Annotated in this window: 23 protein-coding genes and 1 other annotated feature; of the genes, 15 read left to right on the forward strand and 8 right to left on the reverse strand. The window is 53.4% G+C overall.

What is annotated here, in order from left to right; genetic code table 11:
• From dnaA to yidA, 5 genes are all read left to right on the forward strand, one after another.
• The gene (gene dnaA / locus HV350_RS00005) at nucleotides 1-1,404 is read left to right on the forward strand and encodes a chromosomal replication initiator protein DnaA (RefSeq protein ID WP_016155069.1); all 1,404 of its coding nucleotides are present in this window, start codon (nucleotides 1-3) and stop codon (nucleotides 1,402-1,404) included.
• Nucleotides 1,405-1,408: 4 nt separating this feature from the next.
• Nucleotides 1,409-2,509, forward strand: a complete 1,101-nt coding sequence (dnaN, locus tag HV350_RS00010) for a DNA polymerase III subunit beta (protein WP_016155068.1) — start codon at nucleotides 1,409-1,411, stop codon at nucleotides 2,507-2,509.
• Nucleotides 2,509-3,582, forward strand: coding sequence for a DNA replication/repair protein RecF (gene recF / locus HV350_RS00015; RefSeq protein WP_016155067.1), 1,074 nt, complete (start codon nucleotides 2,509-2,511; stop codon nucleotides 3,580-3,582). The genes dnaN and recF overlap by 1 nt, the downstream gene beginning before the upstream one ends.
• A gap of 28 nt (nucleotides 3,583-3,610) precedes the next feature.
• A complete protein-coding gene (gene gyrB / locus HV350_RS00020; RefSeq protein WP_047498797.1) occupies nucleotides 3,611-6,025 on the forward strand; it encodes a DNA topoisomerase (ATP-hydrolyzing) subunit B in 2,415 nt (804 codons plus the stop codon).
• Nucleotides 6,026-6,155: 130 nt separating this feature from the next.
• A complete protein-coding gene (yidA, locus tag HV350_RS00025; protein WP_016155065.1) occupies nucleotides 6,156-6,968 on the forward strand; it encodes a sugar-phosphatase in 813 nt (270 codons plus the stop codon).
• 4 nt (nucleotides 6,969-6,972) lie between these two features.
• On the opposite strand, the gene cbrA is transcribed toward yidA, so the two are convergent.
• Nucleotides 6,973-8,091 (reverse strand): colicin M resistance lipid reductase CbrA, encoded by a 1,119-nt coding sequence (cbrA, locus tag HV350_RS00030; RefSeq protein ID WP_181629533.1) that lies wholly within the window; start codon nucleotides 8,089-8,091, stop codon nucleotides 6,973-6,975.
• A 99-nt stretch (nucleotides 8,092-8,190) separates the two neighbouring features.
• On the opposite strand from cbrA, the gene HV350_RS00035 reads away from it, so the two are divergent.
• On the forward strand, nucleotides 8,191-9,417 hold the full coding sequence (locus tag HV350_RS00035) for a DUF3748 domain-containing protein (RefSeq protein ID WP_049282848.1): 1,227 nt from the start codon (nucleotides 8,191-8,193) through the stop codon (nucleotides 9,415-9,417).
• A 1-nt stretch (nucleotide 9,418) separates the two neighbouring features.
• Here the strand turns inward: HV350_RS00035 and HV350_RS00040 are convergent, their stop codons facing one another.
• Entirely contained in the window at nucleotides 9,419-9,751 is a 333-nt protein-coding gene (locus HV350_RS00040; RefSeq protein ID WP_172864455.1) for a YceK/YidQ family lipoprotein, read from the reverse strand.
• A gap of 239 nt (nucleotides 9,752-9,990) precedes the next feature.
• Nucleotides 9,991-10,063: a sequence feature (ROSE (Repression Of Heat Shock gene Expression) occurs in the 5'-region of heat shock genes and acts as an RNA thermometer to modulate expression.), on the forward strand.
• Between HV350_RS00040 and ibpA the strand changes: the two genes are divergently transcribed.
• From ibpA to HV350_RS00055, 3 genes are all read left to right on the forward strand, one after another.
• Nucleotides 10,057-10,470, forward strand: coding sequence for a small heat shock chaperone IbpA (ibpA, locus tag HV350_RS00045; protein ID WP_003023882.1), 414 nt, complete (start codon nucleotides 10,057-10,059; stop codon nucleotides 10,468-10,470). It overlaps the preceding feature by 7 nt.
• 92 nt (nucleotides 10,471-10,562) lie before the next feature.
• Nucleotides 10,563-10,991 (forward strand): small heat shock chaperone IbpB, encoded by a 429-nt coding sequence (gene ibpB / locus HV350_RS00050; RefSeq protein ID WP_003827096.1) that lies wholly within the window; start codon nucleotides 10,563-10,565, stop codon nucleotides 10,989-10,991.
• 280 nt (nucleotides 10,992-11,271) lie between these two features.
• Complete coding sequence (locus HV350_RS00055) at nucleotides 11,272-12,933, forward strand: putative transporter (RefSeq protein ID WP_181629534.1); 1,662 nt, start codon at nucleotides 11,272-11,274, stop codon at nucleotides 12,931-12,933.
• A 67-nt stretch (nucleotides 12,934-13,000) separates the two neighbouring features.
• Here HV350_RS00055 and HV350_RS00060 read toward each other — a convergent pair whose 3' ends face one another.
• On the reverse strand, nucleotides 13,001-13,450 hold the full coding sequence (locus tag HV350_RS00060) for a hypothetical protein (RefSeq protein WP_181629537.1): 450 nt from the start codon (nucleotides 13,448-13,450) through the stop codon (nucleotides 13,001-13,003).
• 107 nt (nucleotides 13,451-13,557) lie between these two features.
• On the opposite strand from HV350_RS00060, the gene HV350_RS00065 reads away from it, so the two are divergent.
• From HV350_RS00065 to HV350_RS00075, 3 genes are read left to right on the forward strand one after another with little or no spacing between them, the layout of a single operon-like run.
• Nucleotides 13,558-13,905 (forward strand): DUF202 domain-containing protein, encoded by a 348-nt coding sequence (locus HV350_RS00065; protein ID WP_016157812.1) that lies wholly within the window; start codon nucleotides 13,558-13,560, stop codon nucleotides 13,903-13,905.
• Nucleotides 13,895-14,257 carry a DUF202 domain-containing protein gene (locus tag HV350_RS00070; RefSeq protein WP_016155058.1) on the forward strand — a complete coding sequence of 121 codons (363 nt, stop codon included), beginning with the start codon at nucleotides 13,895-13,897 and terminating at the stop codon, nucleotides 14,255-14,257. Before HV350_RS00065 ends, HV350_RS00070 begins: the two co-directional genes overlap by 11 nt.
• Entirely contained in the window at nucleotides 14,254-15,366 is a 1,113-nt protein-coding gene (locus HV350_RS00075) for an anaerobic sulfatase maturase (protein ID WP_181629538.1), read from the forward strand. Before HV350_RS00070 ends, HV350_RS00075 begins: the two co-directional genes overlap by 4 nt.
• A 12-nt stretch (nucleotides 15,367-15,378) precedes the next feature.
• Here HV350_RS00075 and dsdA read toward each other — a convergent pair whose 3' ends face one another.
• Nucleotides 15,379-16,701 carry a D-serine ammonia-lyase gene (gene dsdA, locus HV350_RS00080; protein ID WP_181629540.1) on the reverse strand — a complete coding sequence of 441 codons (1,323 nt, stop codon included), beginning with the start codon at nucleotides 16,699-16,701 and terminating at the stop codon, nucleotides 15,379-15,381.
• A gap of 17 nt (nucleotides 16,702-16,718) precedes the next feature.
• The gene (gene dsdX / locus HV350_RS00085; RefSeq protein ID WP_016157809.1) at nucleotides 16,719-18,056 is read right to left on the reverse strand and encodes a D-serine transporter DsdX; all 1,338 of its coding nucleotides are present in this window, start codon (nucleotides 18,054-18,056) and stop codon (nucleotides 16,719-16,721) included.
• A gap of 229 nt (nucleotides 18,057-18,285) precedes the next feature.
• On the opposite strand from dsdX, the gene dsdC reads away from it, so the two are divergent.
• The gene (gene dsdC, locus HV350_RS00090; RefSeq protein ID WP_181629542.1) at nucleotides 18,286-19,212 is read left to right on the forward strand and encodes a DNA-binding transcriptional regulator DsdC; all 927 of its coding nucleotides are present in this window, start codon (nucleotides 18,286-18,288) and stop codon (nucleotides 19,210-19,212) included.
• 78 nt (nucleotides 19,213-19,290) lie between these two features.
• Nucleotides 19,291-20,373, forward strand: coding sequence for a cellulase family glycosylhydrolase (locus tag HV350_RS00095; RefSeq protein ID WP_181629543.1), 1,083 nt, complete (start codon nucleotides 19,291-19,293; stop codon nucleotides 20,371-20,373).
• On the opposite strand, the gene emrD is transcribed toward HV350_RS00095, so the two are convergent.
• The 3 genes from emrD to tisB all read right to left on the reverse strand — a co-directional run bounded on the left by emrD (nucleotide 20,300) and on the right by tisB (nucleotide 22,724).
• Nucleotides 20,300-21,484: a multidrug efflux MFS transporter EmrD gene (gene emrD / locus HV350_RS00100; RefSeq protein ID WP_075848952.1), complete on the reverse strand. Its 1,185-nt coding sequence runs from the start codon at nucleotides 21,482-21,484 to the stop codon at nucleotides 20,300-20,302. The two genes, HV350_RS00095 and emrD, sit on opposite strands and share 74 nt — an antisense overlap.
• A 193-nt stretch (nucleotides 21,485-21,677) precedes the next feature.
• The gene (locus tag HV350_RS00105) at nucleotides 21,678-22,511 is read right to left on the reverse strand and encodes a DMT family transporter (protein ID WP_181629544.1); all 834 of its coding nucleotides are present in this window, start codon (nucleotides 22,509-22,511) and stop codon (nucleotides 21,678-21,680) included.
• 123 nt (nucleotides 22,512-22,634) lie between these two features.
• Nucleotides 22,635-22,724: a type I toxin-antitoxin system toxin TisB gene (gene tisB, locus HV350_RS00110; RefSeq protein WP_003023909.1), complete on the reverse strand. Its 90-nt coding sequence runs from the start codon at nucleotides 22,722-22,724 to the stop codon at nucleotides 22,635-22,637.
• Nucleotides 22,725-23,247: 523 nt separating this feature from the next.
• Between tisB and ivbL the strand changes: the two genes are divergently transcribed.
• Complete coding sequence (gene ivbL, locus HV350_RS00115) at nucleotides 23,248-23,346, forward strand: ilvB operon leader peptide IvbL (RefSeq protein ID WP_003827118.1); 99 nt, start codon at nucleotides 23,248-23,250, stop codon at nucleotides 23,344-23,346.
• Nucleotides 23,347-23,405 lie beyond the last annotated feature (59 nt).

Consider the following 23,405-nt stretch of genomic DNA (forward strand, 5'->3'; position numbering starts at 1 on the left):
GTGTCACTTTCGCTTTGGCAGCAGTGTCTTGCCCGATTGCAGGATGAGTTACCAGCCACAGAGTTCAGTATGTGGATACGCCCGTTGCAGGCGGAACTGAGCGATAACACGCTGGCTTTGTATGCGCCAAACCGTTTCGTGCTTGATTGGGTAAGGGATAAATACCTTAATAATATTAATGGATTACTCAATAACTTCTGTGGAGCGGATGCCCCGCAGCTGCGCTTTGAAGTCGGTACTAAACCCGTCACGCAAACGCTGAAAACGCCGGTGAACAACGTTGTTGCGCCCGCTTACGTGGCTCAGCAAGTGCAACCGCAACGTGCCGCTCCGGCGGCGCGCTCAGGCTGGGATAACGTCCCGGCACCGGCAGAACCTACCTATCGTTCTAACGTCAACGTCAAACACACGTTTGATAACTTCGTTGAAGGTAAATCTAACCAACTGGCGCGCGCGGCGGCACGGCAGGTGGCGGACAATCCTGGCGGCGCCTACAATCCGTTATTCCTTTATGGCGGTACGGGTCTGGGTAAAACCCACCTTCTGCACGCTGTCGGTAACGGTATTATGGCGCGTAAGCCAAACGCGAAAGTGGTGTATATGCACTCCGAACGTTTTGTGCAGGACATGGTTAAGGCCCTGCAAAACAACGCGATCGAAGAGTTTAAACGCTACTACCGTTCCGTGGATGCGCTGCTGATTGACGATATCCAATTCTTCGCGAATAAAGAACGATCGCAGGAAGAGTTTTTCCACACCTTTAACGCCCTGCTGGAAGGCAATCAGCAGATCATCCTGACTTCGGATCGCTATCCAAAAGAGATCAACGGCGTTGAAGATCGTCTGAAATCCCGCTTCGGCTGGGGACTGACTGTTGCGATCGAGCCGCCTGAGCTGGAAACGCGCGTCGCGATCCTGATGAAAAAAGCCGACGAAAACGACATTCGTCTGCCGGGTGAAGTGGCGTTCTTTATTGCCAAGCGTCTACGCTCTAACGTACGTGAGCTGGAAGGCGCACTGAACCGTGTGATCGCCAACGCTAATTTTACCGGCCGGGCGATTACCATCGATTTCGTGCGCGAAGCGTTGCGCGATCTGCTGGCTTTGCAGGAAAAGCTGGTCACCATCGACAATATTCAGAAGACGGTGGCGGAGTATTACAAAATCAAAATTGCGGATCTGCTTTCTAAGCGTCGATCTCGCTCGGTAGCTCGTCCGCGCCAGATGGCGATGGCGCTGGCAAAAGAGCTCACTAACCACAGTCTGCCGGAAATTGGCGACGCGTTTGGTGGGCGTGACCATACTACCGTGCTTCATGCCTGTCGCAAGATTGAGCAGTTGCGTGAAGAAAGCCATGATATTAAAGAAGATTTCTCCAATTTAATCAGAACATTATCTTCGTGACGCTATGAAATTTACCGTTGAACGTGAACATTTATTAAAACCGCTTCAGCAGGTCAGCGGCCCGCTGGGTGGACGTCCTACACTGCCTATTCTCGGAAATCTGCTGCTGCAGGTTGCTGACGGTGCGCTTTCTCTGACCGGTACCGATCTCGAAATGGAGATGGTGGCGCGCGTGGCGCTGATCCAGCCTCATGAACCTGGTGCGACCACCGTTCCGGCGCGTAAATTCTTCGATATTTGCCGTGGGTTGCCGGAAGGCGCGGAAATAGCCGTTCAACTGGAAGGCGATCGCATGCTGGTGCGGTCTGGCCGCAGCCGTTTCTCGCTGTCTACGCTGCCTGCCGCCGACTTCCCGAATCTGGACGACTGGCAGAGCGAAGTCGAATTCACTCTGCCGCAGGCCACGATGAAGCGCCTGATTGAAGCCACGCAGTTTTCGATGGCGCATCAGGACGTGCGTTACTACTTAAACGGCATGCTGTTTGAAACCGAAGGGGAAGAGCTGCGTACCGTGGCGACCGACGGTCACCGCCTGGCGGTCTGTTCAATGCCTGTCGGTCAGCAGTTACCCAGCCATTCGGTGATCGTTCCGCGTAAAGGCGTGATTGAACTGATGCGTATGCTCGACGGCGGCGACAACCCTCTGCGCGTGCAGATTGGCAGCAACAACATTCGTGCACACGTGGGTGACTTCATCTTTACCTCCAAGCTGGTTGATGGCCGTTTCCCGGATTATCGCCGCGTATTGCCGAAGAATCCGGACAAACATCTGGAAGCCGGTTGCGATATCCTCAAACAGGCATTTGCTCGTGCGGCGATCCTCTCTAACGAGAAATTCCGCGGCGTGCGTCTGTATGTCAGTGAAAACCAGCTGAAAATCACCGCCAACAACCCGGAGCAGGAAGAAGCGGAAGAAATTCTGGATGTCTCCTATCCTGGTACTGAACTGGAAATCGGTTTTAACGTTAGCTACGTACTGGACGTACTAAACGCGCTGAAGTGCGAGAACGTTCGTATTCTGCTGACCGATTCCGTATCGAGCGTACAGATTGAAGATGCTGCCAGCCAGAGCGCGGCTTATGTTGTTATGCCAATGAGACTGTAATGTCGCTCACCCGTCTGTTGATCCGCGACTTTCGCAATATCGAAAGCGCGGATCTCGCTTTATCCCCTGGCTTTAACTTCCTGGTTGGCGCGAACGGCAGCGGCAAAACCAGCGTGCTGGAAGCCATCTATACGCTCGGCCACGGCCGGGCGTTTCGCAGTTTGCAGATTGGCCGCGTAATTCGCCACGAGCAGGAGTCGTTTGTTTTACACGGGCGTTTGCAAGGGGAAGAGCGTGAGACATCGATTGGTCTGACGAAAGACAAACTGGGCGACAGCAAAGTGCGCATTGACGGTACTGACGGGCACAAGGTTGCGGAACTGGCGCACCTGATGCCGATGCAGCTGATCACGCCAGAGGGGTTTACTTTACTCAATGGCGGCCCCAAATACAGAAGAGCATTCCTTGACTGGGGATGCTTTCACAATGAAGCCGGATTTTTCACCGCCTGGAGCAATCTGAAGCGACTGCTCAAGCAGCGCAACGCAGCCCTGCGCCAGGTGAGTCGTTATGAGCAACTGCGTCCGTGGGATAAAGAACTGATCCCGCTGGCGGAACAAATCAGCACCTGGCGCGCGGAGTACAGCGCCGGTATCGCGCAGGATATGGCGGATACCTGTCAGCAGTTTCTACCCGAGTTTTCTCTCTCCTTCTCATTCCAGCGCGGCTGGGAGAAAGAGACCGATTATGCCGAAGTGCTGGAACGCAGTTTTGAACGCGATCGCATGTTGACCTACACCGCACACGGTCCGCACAAAGCGGATTTTCGCATTCGCGCTGACGGTGCGCCGGTGGAAGACACGTTGTCGCGTGGGCAGCTAAAGCTGCTGATGTGCGCCTTACGTCTGGCGCAAGGGGAGTTCCTCACCCGCGAAAGTGGGCGGCGGTGTCTCTACCTGATAGATGATTTTGCCTCTGAACTTGATGATGCCCGTCGTGGGCTGTTAGCCAGCCGCTTAAAAGCGACGCAATCTCAGGTCTTTGTCAGCGCAATCAGCGCTGAACACGTTCTGGACATGTCGGACAAAAATTCGAAGATGTTCACCGTGGAAAAGGGTAAAATAACGGATTAACCCAAGTTTAAATGAGCGAGAAACGTTGATGTCGAATTCTTATGACTCCTCCAGTATCAAAGTCCTGAAAGGACTGGATGCGGTGCGTAAGCGCCCGGGTATGTATATCGGCGACACGGATGACGGCACCGGTCTGCACCACATGGTATTCGAGGTGGTAGATAACGCTATCGACGAAGCGCTCGCGGGTCACTGTAAAGATATCGTTGTAACGATTCACGCTGACAACTCCGTGTCCGTTACCGATGATGGCCGTGGTATCCCAACCGGTATTCACCCGGAAGAGGGCGTTTCGGCGGCGGAAGTTATCATGACCGTTCTGCACGCAGGCGGTAAATTCGATGATAACTCCTATAAAGTTTCCGGTGGTCTGCACGGCGTAGGTGTTTCCGTAGTAAACGCCCTGTCACAGAAACTGGAGCTGGTGATTCGCCGCGAAGGTAAAGTGCATCAGCAAACTTACGTGCACGGTGTGCCGCAGGCGCCGCTGGCGGTAACCGGCGAAACAGAAGCGACGGGTACTCAGGTACGTTTCTGGCCAAGCCACGAAACCTTTACCAACGTCGTTGAGTTTGAATACGAGATTCTGGCTAAGCGTCTGCGCGAGCTGTCGTTCCTGAACTCCGGCGTCTCTATTCGTCTGCGCGACAAGCGCGATGGTAAAGAAGACCATTTCCACTACGAAGGCGGCATCAAGGCGTTTGTTGAATACCTCAACAAAAACAAAACGCCGATCCACCCGAATATCTTTTACTTCTCCACCGAAAAAGACGGTATCGGCGTTGAAGTTGCGCTGCAGTGGAACGATGGTTTCCAGGAAAACATCTACTGCTTCACCAACAACATTCCGCAGCGTGACGGTGGTACTCACCTTGCAGGCTTCCGTGCGGCGATGACCCGTACCCTGAACGCCTACATGGACAAAGAAGGCTATAGCAAAAAAGCCAAAGTCAGCGCCACCGGTGACGATGCCCGTGAAGGCTTGATTGCCGTTGTTTCCGTGAAAGTACCGGATCCGAAATTCTCCTCACAGACCAAAGACAAGCTGGTCTCCTCTGAGGTGAAATCGGCGGTAGAACAGCAGATGAACGAACTGCTGAGCGAATACCTGCTGGAAAACCCGTCTGACGCGAAAATCGTCGTTGGCAAAATTATTGATGCTGCACGTGCCCGTGAAGCGGCACGTCGCGCGCGTGAAATGACTCGTCGTAAAGGCGCGCTGGACTTAGCGGGCCTGCCGGGCAAGCTGGCGGACTGTCAGGAACGCGACCCGGCGCTGTCCGAACTGTACCTTGTGGAAGGGGACTCCGCGGGCGGTTCTGCGAAGCAGGGCCGTAACCGTAAAAACCAGGCGATTCTGCCGCTGAAGGGTAAAATCCTCAACGTCGAGAAAGCGCGCTTTGATAAAATGCTCTCTTCTCAGGAAGTGGCAACGCTGATCACCGCGCTCGGCTGTGGCATTGGTCGTGACGAGTACAACCCGGACAAACTGCGTTATCACAGCATCATCATCATGACCGATGCGGACGTCGACGGCTCGCATATTCGTACGCTGCTGTTGACCTTCTTCTATCGTCAGATGCCGGAAATCGTGGAACGCGGCCACGTTTACATTGCACAGCCACCGCTGTACAAAGTGAAAAAAGGTAAGCAGGAACAGTATATTAAAGATGACGAAGCGATGGATCAGTACCAAATTTCTATCGCTCTGGATGGTGCAACGCTGCACACTAATGCCAGCGCACCTGCTCTTTCAGGTGAGTCGTTAGAAAAACTGGTTTCTGAATACAACGCGACGCAGAAAATGATTGGCCGTATGGAACGTCGTTTCCCGAAAGCGCTGCTGAAAGAACTGGTTTATCAACCGACGCTGCCGGAAGCTGATTTGGCGAACGAGCAGACCGTTACCCGCTGGGTTAATACGTTGATTACCGAGCTGAACGAAAAAGAACAGCACGGCAGCCTGTGGAAGTTTGATATCCACCACAACGCAGAGCAGAACCTGTTTGAGCCGATTGTGCGCGTCCGTACTCACGGTGTGGATACCGACTATATTCTGGATCACGAGTTTGTGACCGGTGGCGAATACCGTCGTATTTGTACGCTCGGTGAGAAGCTGCGCGGGCTGATCGAAGACGATGCGTTTATCGAACGTGGCGAGCGCCGCCAGCCGGTTGCCAGCTTTGAGCAGGCGCTGGAATGGCTGCAGAAAGAGTCACGTCGCGGCCTCGCTATCCAGCGTTATAAAGGTCTGGGCGAGATGAACCCGGATCAGCTGTGGGAAACCACCATGGATCCGGAAAGCCGTCGTATGCTGCGCGTTACCGTGAAGGATGCGATTGCCGCCGACCAGCTCTTCACTACGCTGATGGGCGATGCCGTTGAACCGCGTCGCGCGTTTATCGAAGAAAACGCCCTGAAAGCGGCGAACATCGATATCTAACTTGCACCCAGGTCTACAACCGTCCTGCAAAAGGGGAATCTCGATTCCCCTTTCTATCCCCCTTTTCGTAGCTGTTTTTTGAGCGGAATCGCGTTAGCATGAGGACGGACTCATTTAATCCGGGGAACTCATGGCTATCAAACTTATTGCTATCGACATGGATGGCACACTTCTGCTGCCCGATCACACCATTTCACCCGCGGTCAAAACGGCGATTGCCGCAGCGCGCGCGCGTGGCGTAAATGTGGTGCTGACCACGGGGCGCCCGTATGCCGGCGTCCACAGCTATCTGAAAGAATTGCATATGGAAGAACCCGGTGACTACTGCATTACCTACAATGGCGCGCTAGTGCAGAAAGCAGGGGATGGCAGTACTGTCGCGCAAACCGCGTTGAGCTATGATGATTATCGTTATCTGGAGCAGCTCTCCCGGGACGTTGGCTCGCATTTCCACGCTCTCGATCGCAACACCCTGTATACCGCGAACCGTGATATCAGCTACTACACGGTGCATGAATCGTTTGTTGCGACGATTCCGCTGGTGTTCTGTGAAGCCGAGAAAATGGATCCCGCAACCCAGTTCCTGAAAGTGATGATGATTGACGAGCCGGAGATCCTCGATAAAGCTATCTCGCGCATACCTGCGGAAGTAAAAGAGAAGTACACCGTGCTGAAAAGTGCACCGTATTTCCTCGAAATCCTCGATAAACGCGTCAATAAAGGGACTGGCGTGAAATCGCTGGCCGATGCGTTGGGTATAAAAGCTGAAGAGGTGATGGCGATTGGCGATCAGGAAAACGACATCGCGATGATTGAATACGCAGGCGTGGGCGTTGCCATGGACAACGCTATTGGGTCAGTCAAAGAAATCGCCAACTTTGTGACGAAATCTAACCTTGAAGATGGCGTCGCGTATGCCATTGAGAAGTTTGCGCTGAAATAAGATGTTATGGGCAAATGCCTTGGCGCGTTTGCCCTGTTTCAGCAATTATTTGTGATACTGAGTGGTCACCTTGAGGAATATGCGCCACGCCGCTGCGCATTATCCATTTACGGGAAAACGCCGACGTCAGGGCCCGACTTTTCAGGATTTTGCCAAACAGTTTGAGACGTAACTTGCGGGTGGCTTTGCGGTAAGCGTGATTCATATCTGGTGCATCCCGCAACAATACAGATTTGAGCGCCTCCGCGCTGTCCAGCGCATAGCTAATCCCCTCCAGTGAGCTGGCGCTGATAAAACCGGCCGCTTCGCCAATCAAAAATGCGTTGTCCTTGCCACAGATGAAGTCTTTCCAGCGTGAAGGAAACAGCACCGTACATTTTTCACTTTTCACCGGTTTGCCGAACTGAAATTGGAACGCTTCCATCTTCGCTTTCAGCGCGTCAAAGCGCGCCTGACCGTCCTTCATCGGGTAGGCACCGCCAAAGATAAAATAGCCATCTTTGCTGATACTCCAGGAATAACAGTCGGTTGCGTCGTTATCAAAAATGCAGGAATAGAACGGGACGGGATGTTTTTCCGCAAACCATTGTTGAATAGCAACATATTTACGGATCTGGTGCCGGGGATAGAGATGACGGCGTACCAGTGAGTTTGCGCCGTCGGCTCCCACCAGATAACGCGCGGTGATCTGCTGCTCCCAACCGTCGGCGCGGAAGATGACATGCCATTTATCGCCCTCGCGCCAGATTTTCCGACACAGGCTGTCGTGGTACACCTGTACATCATCAGGAATGAGAGATTTAAGCCATAAATCAAAAGAATGGCGGTTGATATTAATGTAGCTACGCTGGTAGTTACGCGTCAAAGAGGCTGCAACATCAACCGTTTTAACGCTAAATATTTGTGGGTTAGCGATGACATCAACGGGTAAGGTTATCCCGTCGCGGATAAACGAACGCTGGGCATCCGGGGCCAACAGACCGCCGCAGGGTTTGGTGAAACCTTCGTTGCCACACTGGTGTTTTTTATCCAACGCGATCACGCGCATTTTTCCACTCAACTGCCGCGCTAGCGCTGCGCCTGCCGGGCCTAACCCGATAATGGCTACGTCAAAATGTTCCATCTTTCTGTCCGCAAAAATGAAGATGGCGATACGCTAAAGCCTGAAAGTGAAGTGCTTGTGAAGTATGATTGCTGAAATCGTCTTGTATCAGGGCATTCCATGAAGCAAATCACCTTTACGCCGCGTAATCATCAGCTTACCAATATCAATACCTGGACACCGGACAGCCAGTGGCTGGTCTTTGATGTGCGCCCTTCCGGTGCCTCTTTTACCGGTGACACAATTGAGCGCGTCAATATTCATACTGGCGAGCTGGAGGTGATTTATCGGGCCATGCAGGGATCGCACGTTGGCGTGGTGACCGTTCATCCAAAGTCGGAAAAATATGTGTTTATTCATGGGCCTGAAAATCCTGATGAAACATGGCATTACGACTTCCATCATCGGCGTGGGGTGATAGCTACGCAGGCAAAAGTGGAGAATCTGGATGCGATGGATATTACCGCCCCATATACGCCGGGCGCGCTGCGCGGTGGTAGCCATGTGCATGTATTTAGCCCGAGCGGCGAGTTTGTCAGTTTCACCTATAACGACCATGTGCTGCATGAGCGCTCACCGGCGCTGGATTTACGCAATGTCGGTGTGGCTGCGCCCTATGGTCCGGTGACGGTCTCCGCGCAGCATCCCCGTGAGTACAGCGGGAGCCATTGGTGCGTGCTGGTAACCCAGACGACACCCACGCCTAAACCGGGTAGCGATGAGATTAACCGCGCCTATGAAGAGGGCTGGGTAGGGGAAAACAGACTGGCGTTTATCGGTGATACGTTATCAGTCACGGGCGAGAAAGTGCCGGAGTTATTTATTGTTGATTTACCACAGGATGAAAGCGGCTGGAAACAGCCGGGCGACGCTCCGCTGGAGGGCACTGAGGCGACAATGCCTGCGCCGCCATTTGGTATTTATCAACGCCGTCTAACGTTTACTCATGCGCGCGCCTTTCCCGGTCTGGTAAATCAGCCGCGCCATTGGGTGCGCAGTAATCCAAAGGCATCTGAGATTGCGTTTTTAATGCGTGATGACGTCGGCATTGTGCAACTGTGGCTGATTTCCCCACAAGGAGGAGAACCGCGTCAGCTTACCCGCTGCGCCACGGATATTCAGTCAGCATTCAACTGGCATCCGTCAGGGAAATGGCTGGGGTTTGTACTGGATAACAAAATTGCTTGTTGTGATGCTCAGACGGGAGAGGTTGATTTTCTAACGGACCGTCACGGCAACCCACCATCGGGCGATGCGATCATCTTCTCTCCTGATGGTCGACAGGTTGCGTGGATGGAAGACGTCGAGGGTTTCCGCCAGTTGTGGGTGACAGAGACAGGGCGTTAACTTAAGGAGCAGGCATTTCAGCCGGAGGGATAACGGCGTTCGCGGCCTGCGTTCTCTCCTCGCTTTTTTCTACACGGGATCTCACCGAGTTATCTTTGCGAAAGAGATCCCACGGAAGTAATACTGTATCCAGTACTGCGGTAAACGGCATATCCAGAATCGCCAGTGACTTGGTTCCCCAGTTTGTATCACTTTCGCTAATCATTGTGGCGCTGGCGCGCGTGCCAGGATACGTCCCTTCTTTGCCCCCGGTATGCGACATAATGCTGGAACAGCCGCTCACAAACGCCATCCCGCTGCACATTGTCAGTGTTACCAACATTTTTTTTATCATCATTTTTTTCATCTGTATTTATTGTGTTTGCATGGTGAGTTAAAGCGATCCGTTGCGAAAATAACATCACCATTTCGTCACACTGTGGCGGCTATCGCGATTTAACGATAACAACTGCTCCCACCAGTGTATGCAATAGACAACAAACTGCAAAAAAAGTCAGATGAATACGCTTGAAAAGTTTGTATTAAGACCCATTTTTAGAGTGTAGACAAATGAAGGGCATGCCTGATGGGTGTCCTGGCTACCTGACCTGTCCATGATGGAAGGTCTATTATTCTCGCTGATTTCAGGAGCTATTGATTATGCGTAACTTTGATTTATCCCCGCTGTACCGTTCTGCTATTGGTTTTGATCGCCTGTTTAACCTGCTGGAAAACAATCAGGGCCAGAGCAATGGCGGCTACCCTCCGTATAACGTTGAGCTGGTAGACGAAAACCATTACCGAATTGCGATTGCCGTTGCTGGTTTTGCTGAAAGCGAACTGGAAATTACTGCCCAGGACAATCTGCTGGTGGTGAAAGGCGCCCATGCGGACGATCAAAAAGAACGTACTTACCTGTATCAGGGGATTGCCGAGCGCAACTTCGAACGTAAGTTCCAGTTAGCGGAGAACATTCATGTTCGCGGCGCGAACCTGGTGAATGGTCTGCTGTATATCGATCTCGAACGCGTGATTCCCGAGGCGAACAAGCCGCGCCGCATCGAAATCAACTAATTCTGTGGGCCGCTTCAGGCGGCCCTGCTAAGCAATCGGCTTGCCGTCAGGGAGCCAAAAGGTACTTACTCGCTTCTTAGAAGGAGATTATTATGCGTAACTACGATTTATCCCCACTGCTGCGTCAATGGATCGGTTTTGACAAACTGGCCAATGCCTTGCAAAACACTGGCGAAAGCCAGAGCTTCCCGCCTTATAACATCGAAAAGAGCGATGATAACCACTACCGCATTACCCTTGCGTTAGCCGGTTTCCGCCAGGAAGATCTGGATATTCAACTGGAAGGCACACGCCTGACCGTGAAAGGTACGCCGCAGCAGCCGGAAAAAGAGACCAAATGGTTGCATCAGGGGCTGGTCACTCAGCCGTTCAGCCTGAGCTTTACGCTGGCTGAAAATATGGAAGTCTCCGGCGCAAGCTTCACTAACGGCTTGCTGCATATCGATTTGACCCGGAATGAACCTGAAACCATCGCTCCACAACGTATCGCCATCAGCGAACGTCCCGCATTAGACAGTTAAATAGCTCCATGCCTTTGCCCCGCCAGAAATGACGGGGCTTTTTTGTGCATCAGCCCACATGAAACTATGATCTGGAGGGCAGGATGCCGGAAGCGCTGCCATTGCCAGAAAAAAGCATTCAGCAATTTCAAATCGACGTGAAGAAAAACAGTAAAGAACGCCCTTCTTAAGCGCTCCTGGGCGCTCTGTAGCATGATAATGTGCGCCACTCTGCATTCATGCCTGAACGGTTCAGTCATAATCTTCGTTAAATAAAATGTTATTCACAGGGAACAGGAAAATGAGTGATATAGCATTGACGGTCAGCGTTCTGGCAATGGTGGCAGTTGTCGGATTATGGATCGGCAACATAAAAATACGTGGTGTTGGTTTTGGCATCGGAGGCGTGCTGTTCGGCGGTATTATTGTCGGGCATTTTGTCGATCAGGCAGGGATGACCCTGAGCGGCGACATGCTGCATTTTATTCAGGAATTTGGCCTGATTCTTTTCGTCTACACCATCGGTATTCAGGTGGGGCCGGGCTTTTTTGCGTCACTGCGCGTTTCGGGCCTACGGCTGAATCTGTTTGCCGTGCTGATTGTTATCATGGGTGGCCTGGTCACCGCGATCCTGCATAAGATTTTTGCCATTCCCCTTCCCGTGGTGCTGGGCATTTTTTCCGGTGCGGTCACCAATACTCCGGCATTAGGCGCGGGGCAGCAGATTCTGCGCGATCTGGGTACTTCTGTTGATGTGGTGGATCAGATGGGGATGAGCTATGCCATGGCTTATCCTTTTGGTATCTGCGGTATTTTGCTCACTATGTGGCTGATGCGCCTTATTTTTCGCGTTAACGTCGATGCCGAAGCCCATCAGCATGAATCCACGCTGACCAACGGGCACGCGCTGATTCAGACGATGAATATCCGTGTGGAAAACCCGAACCTCAACAATATGGCGATTCAGGATGTCCCAATCCTGAACAGCGACAAAATTATCTGCTCACGTTTAAAACGTGAAGAAACATTGATGGTGCCGTCGCCGGGGACGATTATCCAGATGGGCGACCTGCTACACCTGGTTGGTCAGCCTGCTGATCTGCACAACGCGCAGGTAGTGATTGGGCAGGAGGTGGACACATCGCTGTCGACGCGAGGCACCGATTTACGCGTTGAGCGCGTGGTGGTGACCAACGAACAGGTGCTGGGGAAACGAATCCGCGACCTGCATTTCAAAGAACGATACGACGTGGTTATCTCCCGTCTGAACCGTGCGGGGGTTGAGCTGGTAGCCAGCAGCGACGCCAGCCTGCAGTTTGGCGACATCCTCAATCTGGTCGGTCGACCTTCCTCGATTGATACTGTTGCCAATGTGGTGGGTAACGCCCAGCAAAAACTGCAGCAGGTGCAGATGCTGCCGGTATTTATCGGGATCGGGCTGGGTGTTCTGCTGGGTTCAATCCCGCTGTTCATTCCGGGGTTCCCGGTGGCGCTAAAACTGGGGTTGGCCGGTGGGCCGCTGATTATGGCGTTGATCCTGGGGCGTATTGGCAGCATTGGTAAGCTGTATTGGTTTATGCCCCCCAGCGCTAACCTGGCGCTGCGAGAGTTGGGTATCGTGCTGTTTCTCGCAGTGGTTGGTCTGAAGTCAGGCGGTGATTTTGTTCATACCCTGACGCAGGGAGATGGCCTGAGCTGGGTGGGCTACGGTATTTTCATCACCGCGATTCCGCTGATTACCGTGGGGCTGCTGGCGAGGATTTTCGTCAAAATGAACTACCTCACGCTGTGCGGCATGCTGGCTGGCTCAATGACCGATCCGCCTGCACTGGCATTTGCTAACAACCTGCATGCCACCAGCGGGGCAGCGGCGCTTTCGTATGCGACCGTTTATCCGCTGGTGATGTTCCTGCGAATTATCACGCCGCAACTGCTGGCGGTGATTTTTTGGGGGATGGGTTAAAGAGCGAGTATCCGGCCTGCATCACCTGTAGGCCGGGTAAGATGAACGTCGCCATCTGGCATGCAAACTAAACCGGTGAAACGTTGCCGAGAAAGGAGAAGATCAGAATAAGCAGGATGATGGCGCAGATAATTCCAATACCAAAAAGCAGGGCGTGAAAGGCGAGCGTTCCGCCACCAAAGCACATCGCACCACAAATACCCCAACGATTTTCTTTGCGCATGCCGCCAATAAATGCACATACCAGCGCGATGACGGCAAGAGCAATGCCGCTGTTATCCAGTATCTTATCGATATCTGTTGCTGGTTTTTCCACTGCGGCAGATGCTTGTTCGCCTTTCAGTCCAGCAAGAATACCTTTTTTAACGGCAGATACCTTCTCTGATACCACGCTTTCAAGCGTAGGAGGCGGGGCGGAAAAAGGACCGAAAGAAAAATGAAAAATGCCAAGGATCAATGCAATGGCGCCAAAAAGCATTCCCAATGAGCTACATTTGTTTTGCGATAATATGTCCATCAGACCTCCTTGTGCTGGATGGCATAAAGAGTATCAGCAATACCATGTTCGCAATTCTGAAAGTGAGCAGCGTTGTAGCTGAACTGTGAAAGTAAAAAGGAGTCCTGATGAAAATTTCCCGCCTTGGAGAAGCCCCGGATTACCGCTTCTCACTGGCAAATGAGCGTACCTTTCTGGCGTGGATCCGTACCGCGCTGGGATTTCTGGCGGCGGGGGTTGGTCTCGACCAACTGGCTCCGGATTTTGCCACGCCGGTAATTCGTGAGCTTTTAGCGCTGTTGCTATGCCTGTTTGCCGGTGGTCTGGCGATTTATGGCTACCTGCGCTGGCTGCGTAATGAGAGGGCGATGCGCCTGAAAGAGGATTTGCCCTATACCCATAGCCTGTTAATCATCAGTCTGATTTTGTTTATTGTCGCGGTGATTGTCATGGGACTGGTGCTGTATGCCGGATAGCCGTAAGTCGCGACGTATCGCCGATCCGGGGTTACAACCGGAGCGAACATCGCTGGCCTGGTTTCGTACGCTTCTGGGTTATGGCGCGCTAATGGCGTTGGCGCTGAAGCACAACTGGCATCAGGCGGGTTTCCTGTTTTGGGTTTCAATTGTGGTGCTGGCGCTGGTGGCAATCGTTCTGTGGCGCTATACCCGCAGCCGTAATCTGATGGATGTTACGCATAGCGATTTTTCTGAATCTCGCGCGGTGCGTGACAAATTTATGATCTCCCTCGCGGTGTTATCCCTCGCAATACTGTTTGCTGTAACGCATGTCCGCCAACTTATTGCGTTTATCGGGAATTTAGCATGACAGGATGTCAGGTCATGGCCAAACCAGCCAGCTCTCGTTGTAACCTGGATTGTCGTTACTGTTTTTACATTGATAAACCCACTCAACCCGAAATGGACGACGCCACCTTAGAGACGTTTATCCGTCAGCATATCGCCGCACAGCCGGGGGCTGACGTGATGTTCGCCTGGCAGGGCGGAGAGCCAACCCTCTGTGGCATCGACTTTTTTCGCCGCATAGTGACGTTGCAAAAACAGTACGGGGAAGGGAAGAAAATCCATAACGCGTTCCAGACCAACGGGATTTTGCTCAACGACGAATGGTGTCAGTTTTTGCACGATAACGGCTGGCTGGTGGGGATTTCGTTGGATGGCCCCGCCGAGTTGCACGATGCTTATCGTGTTAACCGCAGCGGAAAACCGACTCACCATAAGGTGGTGGACGCCATTGCCAGGCTCCGTAAGCATCAGGTGGAGTTCAATCTGCTGGTAGTGGTTAATTCTCTGAACAGCCAGCGACCAGGACAGATGTATCGCTACCTTCGCCAGCTTGGCACGCCTTTTTTGCAGTTCATTCCGCTGGTTGAATATGATGAAGACAGCGAGCTTACCGCCGAATCCGTCCCGCCTCAGGCGTGGGGAACCTTCCTGAATTCCGTCTTTGATATCTGGGTCAGAGAGGATATTGGCCGCGTATTCGTCCAGTTATTTGATTCAACTCTGGGCGTATGGTGCGGACACCCGGCGCAGATGTGTTCGCTAAGCTCCACCTGCGGACATGCTTTTGCTCTGGAAGCGAATGGCGATTTGTATCAGTGCGATCACTATGTTCACCCTGATTTTCGCCTGGGTAATATTCATCGCACGTCGTTGAGTGAGCTCAACGCCAGCCCGTGGGCAGCGGCGTTTGGTCAGTCCAAGAGAACCACGCTGAGCGCGGAATGCCAGGCGTGTTCGCTATTACGCTTTTGCCATGGCGATTGTCCAAAGCATCGCGACAGCAGTGGAAAGAGTGCGATTTGCGGCGGATACAGCGCTTTCTTCAATCATACCGCGCCGCATATGCGCGTGATGCGTGACCTTCTGAAGCAACATCGCTCACCGATGGAACTGATGGCGATGCTGCGTTAATTTCAGCGGCGTTTAACGTCCTTTGGCCAGATACTGCGCCATTTCGGCTTCCGGCACCATGCCGCCGCCGGTCGCCCACACCAGGTGGGTGGCGTTATTGAGCTGCTCCGCGCTGAAGCCGTGCATTTGCTGATAGTCAGCAGAAGCGCAAACGTGCTGCGGACCGGCCATCCCGGCCAGCGCCGACGGCTCAAGGCGAATGCCTTCTTCCTGCGCCAGCCAGCCCAGCATGTCGTACATAGTCTGATCGTCCAGGGTGTACAGACCGTCGAGCAGACGTTCCATTGCCCGGCCAACAAAGCCGGACGCGCGGCCCACCGCCAGCCCATCTGCCGCTGTCAGGTTATCGATGCCAATGTCCTGCACAGAAATCGTATCGTGCAGCCCGGTATAAATCCCCAGCAGCATGCACGGTGAATGGGTCGGTTCTGCGAAGAAACAGTGCACGTTATCGCCGAATGCCAGCTTCAGGCCAAACGCTACCCCGCCAGGCCCACCGCCGACGCCGCACGGCAGGTAAACAAACAGCGGATGGTCGGCATCCACCACGCGCCCCTGCTGCGCGAACTGCGCCTTCAGACGCTGGCCGGCGACCGCATAACCTAAAAACAACGTGCGGGAATTTTCATCATCGATAAAGAAACAGTTCGGATCGGATTGTGCCGCCTTACGGCCCTGCTCAACCGCCACGCCATAATCTTCTTCATACTCCACGACCGTCACGCCGTGGCTGCGCAGTTTGGCTTTTTTCCATGCGCGAGCGTCGGCAGACATATGAACAGTTACCTTAAAGCCGATACGGGCGCTCATAATGCCGATCGACATCCCAAGGTTGCCAGTGGAGCCTACGGCGATGCTGTACTGACTGAAGAACTGTTTAAACTCAGGCGAAAGCAGAATGCTGTAATCGTCTTGTGTGGTCAGCAGACCGGCTTCCAGCGCCAGTTTTTCCGCGTGGGTTAGCACTTCATAAATACCGCCACGCGCTTTAATTGAGCCGGAAATCGGTAGATGGCTGTCTTTCTTCAGCAGAATTTCGCCGTTGATGCGCTGCTCATACTCTTTTTCCAGCCGCTTTTGCATCGCCGGGATCGCGGCCAGTTCAGATTCGATAATGCCGCCGGTGGCTGCGGTTTCCGGGAATGCCTGCGCCAGATACGGCGCGAAGCGCGTCAGACGAGCGTGGGCATCCTGAACATCGTGCTCTGTCAGGCCAACATACGGTAAACCTTCCGCAAGAGAGGTAGTGCCAGGGTTAAACCAGGTCGTCTCCTTGAGAGCGACCAGATCTTCCACTAAAGGATGCTGGGCGATAAGTGTTTGAATGTTTTCCATAGTCAGTCTCTTTGCGCTTAGATAATAAAGGAAAGCAGGAATGTGCAAACCAGTGCAATAACGGACGCGATAAATGTCGCGGTCGTATAATATTTGAACGTCTCATTTAGGGTGGCACCGCAATATTGCTTCACCAGCCAGAAGAGGGAATCGGTGACGATCGTGCAGCCAATCGCGCCGGAACCGATGGCAATGGCGATGATCTCCGGGCTAACGTTGGGGTAGAGCGGCAGCATCGGGGCCACGATTGCCGTCGCACCCATCATCGCCACCGTGGCAGAGCCCACCGCAGCATGCAGGATTAACGCCACCAGCCATGCCAGCAGAATCGGGTGCATATGCATGTTCGAGAGGATCAGCGCGAGGGTATCCGCCAGTCCGCTGCTCTTGAGGATAGCGTTGAATGCGCCGCCTGCGCCGATAATCAGCAAAATGTTAGCAATGGAGCCAAAACCGTTTTCGGTGTGGGTCAGCAGCGCACCCATGCCAATGTGCTGACGCAGGCCGAGAATGTAATAGGCCACGAAAACGGCAATAAACATCGCGGTGATCGGGTTACCAATAAACTCCAACAGCGTATAAACCGTGCTGCCTTTCGCCATGTTCAGCTCAGCGACGGTTTTTACCAGCATCAGGCCAATCGGCAGCAGTACGGTAAACAGCGTAGCGCCCAGCGATGGCAGCGTACTTTCGTCGCGCACCTTGAGGTCGGAAAACTCAGCCGGAACCGGTTTAAACGGCAGACGGTTACCGAGGAATTTCAGATACAGCGGACCGCCGATCAGCGAGGCCATTAAGCCCACCAGTAAGCCGTAGACAATCACGGTGCCAATGTCCGCGCCCAGCTTGTTCGCCACGAACAGGGCGGCTGGATGTGGCGGCACGACGCAGTGTACCGCCATCAGCGCTGTACATAACGGAATCGCCAGCTTCAGTAGCGAGGTATTGGTTTTTTTGGCAATTGAAAAGGCCAGAGGAATCAACAGCACTACGCCGACTTCAACAAACAGCGTGATCCCGCAAATCAGCCCGACCAGTACCATAATGACGTCAGCGGAAAGCCAGCGACAGCGCTGTAGCGTCAGGCCGATGCGTTCGGCCGCGCCGGACACTTCCATCATTTTGCCAAGAATGGTCCCAAGGCCGATAACCGCGGCGAGGAAGCCCAGCGTACCGCCGATGCCACTCTCAATGGCATTGACCATATCCAGCGGCCCCATACCCATCATCGTACCCACGAAGAAGCTGGCTAACAGCAGCGCCAGAAACGGGTGGAATTTGAACTTCACGATGGTCAAAACGATTAACACGATGCTTATCAGCAGCGTGCTCACAACCCAGATTTGAGAGTGCATAACTCACCTTGCCCTGTGATTAATATAGGGTTATTGGACAAAAATAAGGCATAGTCTGACAAACGATATAAATCCCCTTTCACATGAGCCAGATTGCATCAAGTAGGTGATTTGCGTCTAATTACGCTTTGTTTATGCGATATGGTTCACCTTGATTCATCTTTGTGCTGATTTTTGCAGCGAACTTTTTTACACTCCGGCGAATGAATCAGGAGGACAGGAGGTGAACATGGATCCCTTACGCGAGGTCAGAAATCGGCTGCTCAACGGCTGGCAGTTGTCAAAGCTGTATACCTTTGAAGTGGCGGCCCGACATCAGTCGTTTGCGCTGGCGGCAGATGAGCTGTCACTAAGCCCCAGCGCTGTCAGCCATCGCATTAATCAGCTGGAAGATGAGCTGGGTATTCAGCTGTTTGTTCGTTCGCATCGTAAAGTGGAACTCACCCACGAGGGCAAGCGGGTGTTCTGGGCGCTGAAATCATCGCTGGATACGCTGAATCAGGAAATCCTTGATATTAAAAATCAGGAGTTGTCCGGGACCCTCACCGTGTACTCACGGCCTTCTATCGCTCAGTGCTGGCTGGTTCCGGCGCTCGGCGACTTTACCCGTCGCTATCCGTCGATTTCGCTGACCATGCTGACCGGGAACGACAACGTCAATCTGCAGCGTGCCGGGGTCGATCTGGCCATCTATTTTGACGACGCACCCTCCGCGCAGCTCACGCACCACTTCCTGATGGATGAAGAGATCCTGCCGGTATGCAGCCCGGACTACGCTCGCCGCCATGACCTTAACGGTTCGCTGGTGAATTTACCGCACTGTACGTTGCTGCATGACAGACAGGCGTGGAGTAACGACTCCGGGACCGATGAATGGCACAGTTGGGCGCAGCATTTTTCGGTGAATCTGCCGACATCGTCGGGAATTGGCTTCGATCGTTCTGATTTGGCGGTGATTGCGGCGATGAATCATATCGGCGTGGCGATGGGCCGAAAGCGGCTGGTGCAAAAACGCCTCGACAGTGGAGAGCTGGTTGCGCCTTTTGGCGATATGGCGCTGAAATGCCATCAGCACTACTACATCACCACCCTGCCTGGCAGACAGTGGCCGAAAATCGAGGCGTTTATTCGCTGGCTTCAGGAACAGGTTAAATAAGCAGGCCGCGAATATTTTTTACGCTTTCTCGCTACACGCAAAGTGAAAAAGCATGCTAAATACGTGATATCACTCCTGATGATTTGCGTAAGGACGACCGTGTTAAAGCCGATTGTTTCCCTTTTACTGTTAGCCAGCGCCACCGTGTGTGCCGCGCAACCTGTGCTGACTGCGGCGCAGTATGCGCAGCAGCTTGGCGTTGGGATGGACGTAGACTGGGCGCGCACCGATCGGGGTATCCGTGAATTCGATCCGCTGGTGGTGCGGGATTACAAGGCGAAAGGGTTAACCCACGTGCGCATTCGCGTGGCGGGAGAGCCTACGGAGGCGCGGCTTATACATCTGCGCAAGCTGGTGGAAGCCTGCGAGCAGTATGGCGTGATCCCGATAATTGCCTATCAGGCTGACGAATATAAAAAAGATCCCAGTACCGGTAACGAAAAAGAGGTGGTTAACTGGTGGGTGGCGGTGGCGCATTACTTTGGTCAAAGCTCGCCGTTACTGGGTTTCGACCTGATATATGAACCCTCTGATAAGCTCAACCATAATCAGGTGTCGCTCAATCGGGTGTATGACAAAACCATTCGTACTGTCCATGCCATCGACCCGCAGCGGATGATTTTTATCGCGCCGCGACTACGCGCCGCGCCGGAAGATTTGCCTGACCTGAAACTGCCGCCGCAAAGTCAGAATACCGTGCTGGCTCAATGGCATATTTTTCCGTGGGGGCCGCTGAAAAATAACGGTAAATATCCGTGGACCTCAGGCACAGCGGCAGAAAAGGCTGCTATTCGCGCCCGTATCAATACCGCCATTCACTGGCAGCAGAAAACGGGTCATGTCAGTTGGGTGGGAGGGTGGTCGCCAGGAGAAACCATCAGGAACGCGCCTTCTGCCTCGCAAATGGCGTTTGCCCGATTTATGGCGTGCGAACTGAAAAAAGCGAAAATTCCCTATGCTATCAATGCGGATACGCAGTTTTATGATGGCGAGGAAGGCGCCTGGCGTCCAGCGCTGGAGCCGTTACTGACGACGATGATCGCGCCTGAATGCGAAAAGCCCGGCGATAAGCCGGGCCATCATACGCTTAAACCGCCTGCCCCTGATGCGACACGCGTGACGCCAGCGGAAGCCAGCAAACAAAAATCAATAGTCCCATAAGGGTCATCAGCAGGCCCAGACTGGCTTGCCCGGTCTGCGGCAGCATTGCAGAGAACCACGCCAGCACGCCGGAACCAATATTCTGTAATCCCCCAACCAGCGCACCGGCAGTGCCTGCCAGGAATGGGAAAGGCTCCATTGCGCCACTGGTTGCCAGCGGAAACAGCATCCCGGCACCGAAGAAAAATAGTGCGGCGGGAACCAGCAGCGTCCAGACGTTCATCACGTCAAACAGGCCCGGGATCCACATCATTAAACCGGCTACCAGACAGCAGATAACCGACTGCCACATCAGCGTCGAGAAACGCTTATTCGGGCGACCGGCGAACCAGGCGCCGAAAAATGCCGCCGGGATGGGCAGAATAAACAGGATACTGACCACCATGCTGCTTAAACCGAGCCTTGCGCCCAACAATACCCCGGAGCAGGCCTCGAAGACCGCAACGCCCGCCAGGCCGCCGATCAGCATCAGCACGTAACAGGTGAAAGAACTGTTACCAAACAGCGTTTTATAGCTGGCGATAAGGCGTGGACGCGGTGCGCCCGCAGGACGCGTTTCCGGCATCCAGCGCGCCATGCTAAACGTGACGCCCGCGCACAGAACCAGCAGGAAGATGTAACAGGCGCGCCAGTTCCACAGGGTATCCAGCATGCCGCCAATCAGCGGGGCCAGCAGCGGACTCACCAGAATCCCCATGTTTAACAAACTATTCGCGTGGCGCAGCTGCGTGCCTTCGTACAGATCGCGCGGTAAGGTTCGCGCCATTACACCGCCGACGCCTGTGCCCATGCCCTGGATTGCACTGGCGATAATCAGTACCGTCAGGCTGTGGGTGGTAATCGCGACCAGCGTGGCCAGCATAAAAATAGACATTCCGGCGAGGATCACCGGACGGCGGCCAACGCGATCGGAAAGTGGGCCGTAAAACAGTTGTGACAGGCCGTAGGTCAGCAGGTAGGCGGCCATTACGCTTTGCACCGCTCCTTCGCGAACGTTCAGTTCACGCGCCATATCAGCAATCGCGGGGATATAAATGGTTTGCGCCATCTGACCTACCGCCACCAGTAATACCAACATCAACAACAAATTGACGCTTCTATGCCTTTTCATTTCGCTGATTACTTTTAAAAAAGAGAAAAAAGAAGAATAAGGTGCTGTACTTTCCCGTAAATGCGCGTGGAATCTACCACAACAGAAAAAGAAGGCCAGATAGTGGGCTGGAATGTTTACGCGATGAACGGCAGGAAATGTAAACAAAAAGCGGCAACAAATGTTGCCGGATTGCATCGGCTTTACGGCGCGATCATGACAAGCGAAGTAAGACAGCGCCTACGGCAATACCGGCGGCCGCGACAAGGCGTATTCCGGCAACCTTTTCTTTCAGCAGTAGCCAGGCGAGCAGAGCGCCAAACAGAATGGAGGTTTCACGCAGCGCTGCGACCACCGCCAACGGAGCCTGGGTCATGGCCCACAGCGCCAGACCGTAAGAACCCATCGTGCCAATCCCGCCCAGAATACCTTTCTTCCACTGTTGTACCAGATAGCGTGACGCTTCCCGGCGCCGGGCGATCATCGCCCAGCCCAGCAGACAGGAACCGTTCAGAAAGAAGGTCCACAGCGTATAACCGAGCGCGGTTTCTGATAAGCGTACGCCGGTGCCATCAACCAGCGTGTAACCAGCGATAAAGCAGGCGTTAATGAGCGCCAGTACGATCCCGCGTTGTGAGCTGCTGCGTCCGTTAAATGCCATGCCGAGAATGGCCAGACAGATCGTAGCAATCCCCACCCAGGCAAACACAGACAGGCTATCGCCAAGGAACAAGACGCTGATAATCGCAACCAGCAGCGGTGCTGTCCCACGCATCAGAGGATAGGTCTGACTCATATCCGAAACCTGATAGGTTTTGGCGACCAGGACCGTATACACCACTTGCAACGCGGTTGAGATGGCCAAAAACGGCAGGCTGGCGGCGGAAGGCTGAGGCGCGAAGGGTAAGCAGATCAGTGCCATAATCGCCGCGGAGCCGCTGACGCCAATCGCCGAGTACAGTTTATCGTTTCCAGCTTTAACAATGGCATTCCAACTGGCATGCAGCAGCGCGGCAAACAGCAAAATGCAGAAAACAGAAAGCGTCATGGTGGCGTTCTTCCCTGAGAATGTCATAAAAACGTAACATATTGGCGCGAGACAAGCACCAGGGAGAAGGTGAAAGGGGAGCGGAGTGTTACCCGCTCCCCTTAGGTGCGACTTGAATCCGAATTACTTAACGTATTTCAGAACGGCATCAAGTAGTTGCAGTGCTGCAACAATGAGTTTGAGGATAAGAATAGCGATATCCACGAGGCTCATACGCTCTCCTTTTGGTACAAGGAGCACGGTGCTGACGTACCTCGCCGCTGCCTGTTGCCAGCACCTTTGTTGACATAACACAGTGTGCTCACACGGGGGTTAAGGCGCTGACGGCACCACCCGTTTCAGCCAGGACTTTGATGCGCCGGTTTACGATGCGGCCCCCCGCATAACACATTGCGTACCGAGACATTATAGATAAATACTGTATAAATTAACAGTATTTTATGGACGTTGTGTCATTCATGTTCCATACTCAAAACCATCAAAATTCGTGCCGAAATTGCGTGTTCTTCGCAGAACGCGTATACTTTTTCCGTTGACATAACACAGTGTGTTCGGCGGCTACCAACCGCACAGCGCTGAAAAAAACCTCGCTCCGGCGGGGTTTTTTGTTTTCCGACTCTGCACAGCGAAATGTGATCGTTGACGCATTTTTATGCAGATGAAAAATTTTCCATTGTCACGCTGAAAAACCTGTGTTTGTATAAATCCAGTTAATCAACAAACAGACAGGTCCCTAATGAACCCTTCCATGCTGACTGCGACCCTACTAAAAACTGCGCCATCTCGCGCAGCGGTCGTCGTGCGTGTGGTGGTGGTCGTCGGCAATGCGCCGTAGGGTCCGGATCAACACACGATTCCAAAACCCCGCCGGCGCAAACCGGGCGGGGTTTTTCG

Origin of the sequence: Citrobacter sp. RHBSTW-01013 (assembly GCF_013781985.1) — a bacterium.
Lineage (GTDB): Bacteria > Pseudomonadota > Gammaproteobacteria > Enterobacterales > Enterobacteriaceae > Citrobacter > Citrobacter braakii.

Bases quoted from the DNA above. Each gene is read 5' to 3' on its own strand.
- dnaN (WP_016155068.1), top strand. From the start codon at position 1,409: ATGAAATTTACCGTTGAACGTGAACATTTATTAAAACCGCTTCAGCAG.
- recF (WP_016155067.1), top strand. From the start codon at position 2,509: ATGTCGCTCACCCGTCTGTTGATCCGCGACTTTCGCAATATCGAAAGC.
- gyrB (WP_047498797.1), top strand. From the start codon at position 3,611: ATGTCGAATTCTTATGACTCCTCCAGTATCAAAGTCCTGAAAGGACTG.
- yidA (WP_016155065.1), top strand. From the start codon at position 6,156: ATGGCTATCAAACTTATTGCTATCGACATGGATGGCACACTTCTGCTG.
- cbrA (WP_181629533.1), bottom strand. From the start codon at position 8,091: ATGGAACATTTTGACGTAGCCATTATCGGGTTAGGCCCGGCAGGCGCA.
- HV350_RS00035 (WP_049282848.1), top strand. From the start codon at position 8,191: ATGAAGCAAATCACCTTTACGCCGCGTAATCATCAGCTTACCAATATC.
- HV350_RS00040 (WP_172864455.1), bottom strand. From the start codon at position 9,751: ATGATAAAAAAAATGTTGGTAACACTGACAATGTGCAGCGGGATGGCG.
- ibpA (WP_003023882.1), top strand. From the start codon at position 10,057: ATGCGTAACTTTGATTTATCCCCGCTGTACCGTTCTGCTATTGGTTTT.
- ibpB (WP_003827096.1), top strand. From the start codon at position 10,563: ATGCGTAACTACGATTTATCCCCACTGCTGCGTCAATGGATCGGTTTT.
- HV350_RS00055 (WP_181629534.1), top strand. From the start codon at position 11,272: ATGAGTGATATAGCATTGACGGTCAGCGTTCTGGCAATGGTGGCAGTT.
- HV350_RS00060 (WP_181629537.1), bottom strand. From the start codon at position 13,450: ATGGACATATTATCGCAAAACAAATGTAGCTCATTGGGAATGCTTTTT.
- HV350_RS00065 (WP_016157812.1), top strand. From the start codon at position 13,558: ATGAAAATTTCCCGCCTTGGAGAAGCCCCGGATTACCGCTTCTCACTG.
- HV350_RS00070 (WP_016155058.1), top strand. From the start codon at position 13,895: ATGCCGGATAGCCGTAAGTCGCGACGTATCGCCGATCCGGGGTTACAA.
- HV350_RS00075 (WP_181629538.1), top strand. From the start codon at position 14,254: ATGACAGGATGTCAGGTCATGGCCAAACCAGCCAGCTCTCGTTGTAAC.
- dsdA (WP_181629540.1), bottom strand. From the start codon at position 16,701: ATGGAAAACATTCAAACACTTATCGCCCAGCATCCTTTAGTGGAAGAT.
- dsdX (WP_016157809.1), bottom strand. From the start codon at position 18,056: ATGCACTCTCAAATCTGGGTTGTGAGCACGCTGCTGATAAGCATCGTG.
- dsdC (WP_181629542.1), top strand. From the start codon at position 18,286: ATGGATCCCTTACGCGAGGTCAGAAATCGGCTGCTCAACGGCTGGCAG.
- HV350_RS00095 (WP_181629543.1), top strand. From the start codon at position 19,291: ATGATTTGCGTAAGGACGACCGTGTTAAAGCCGATTGTTTCCCTTTTA.
- emrD (WP_075848952.1), bottom strand. From the start codon at position 21,484: ATGAAAAGGCATAGAAGCGTCAATTTGTTGTTGATGTTGGTATTACTG.
- HV350_RS00105 (WP_181629544.1), bottom strand. From the start codon at position 22,511: ATGACGCTTTCTGTTTTCTGCATTTTGCTGTTTGCCGCGCTGCTGCAT.
- tisB (WP_003023909.1), bottom strand. From the start codon at position 22,724: ATGAGCCTCGTGGATATCGCTATTCTTATCCTCAAACTCATTGTTGCA.
- ivbL (WP_003827118.1), top strand. From the start codon at position 23,248: ATGAACCCTTCCATGCTGACTGCGACCCTACTAAAAACTGCGCCATCT.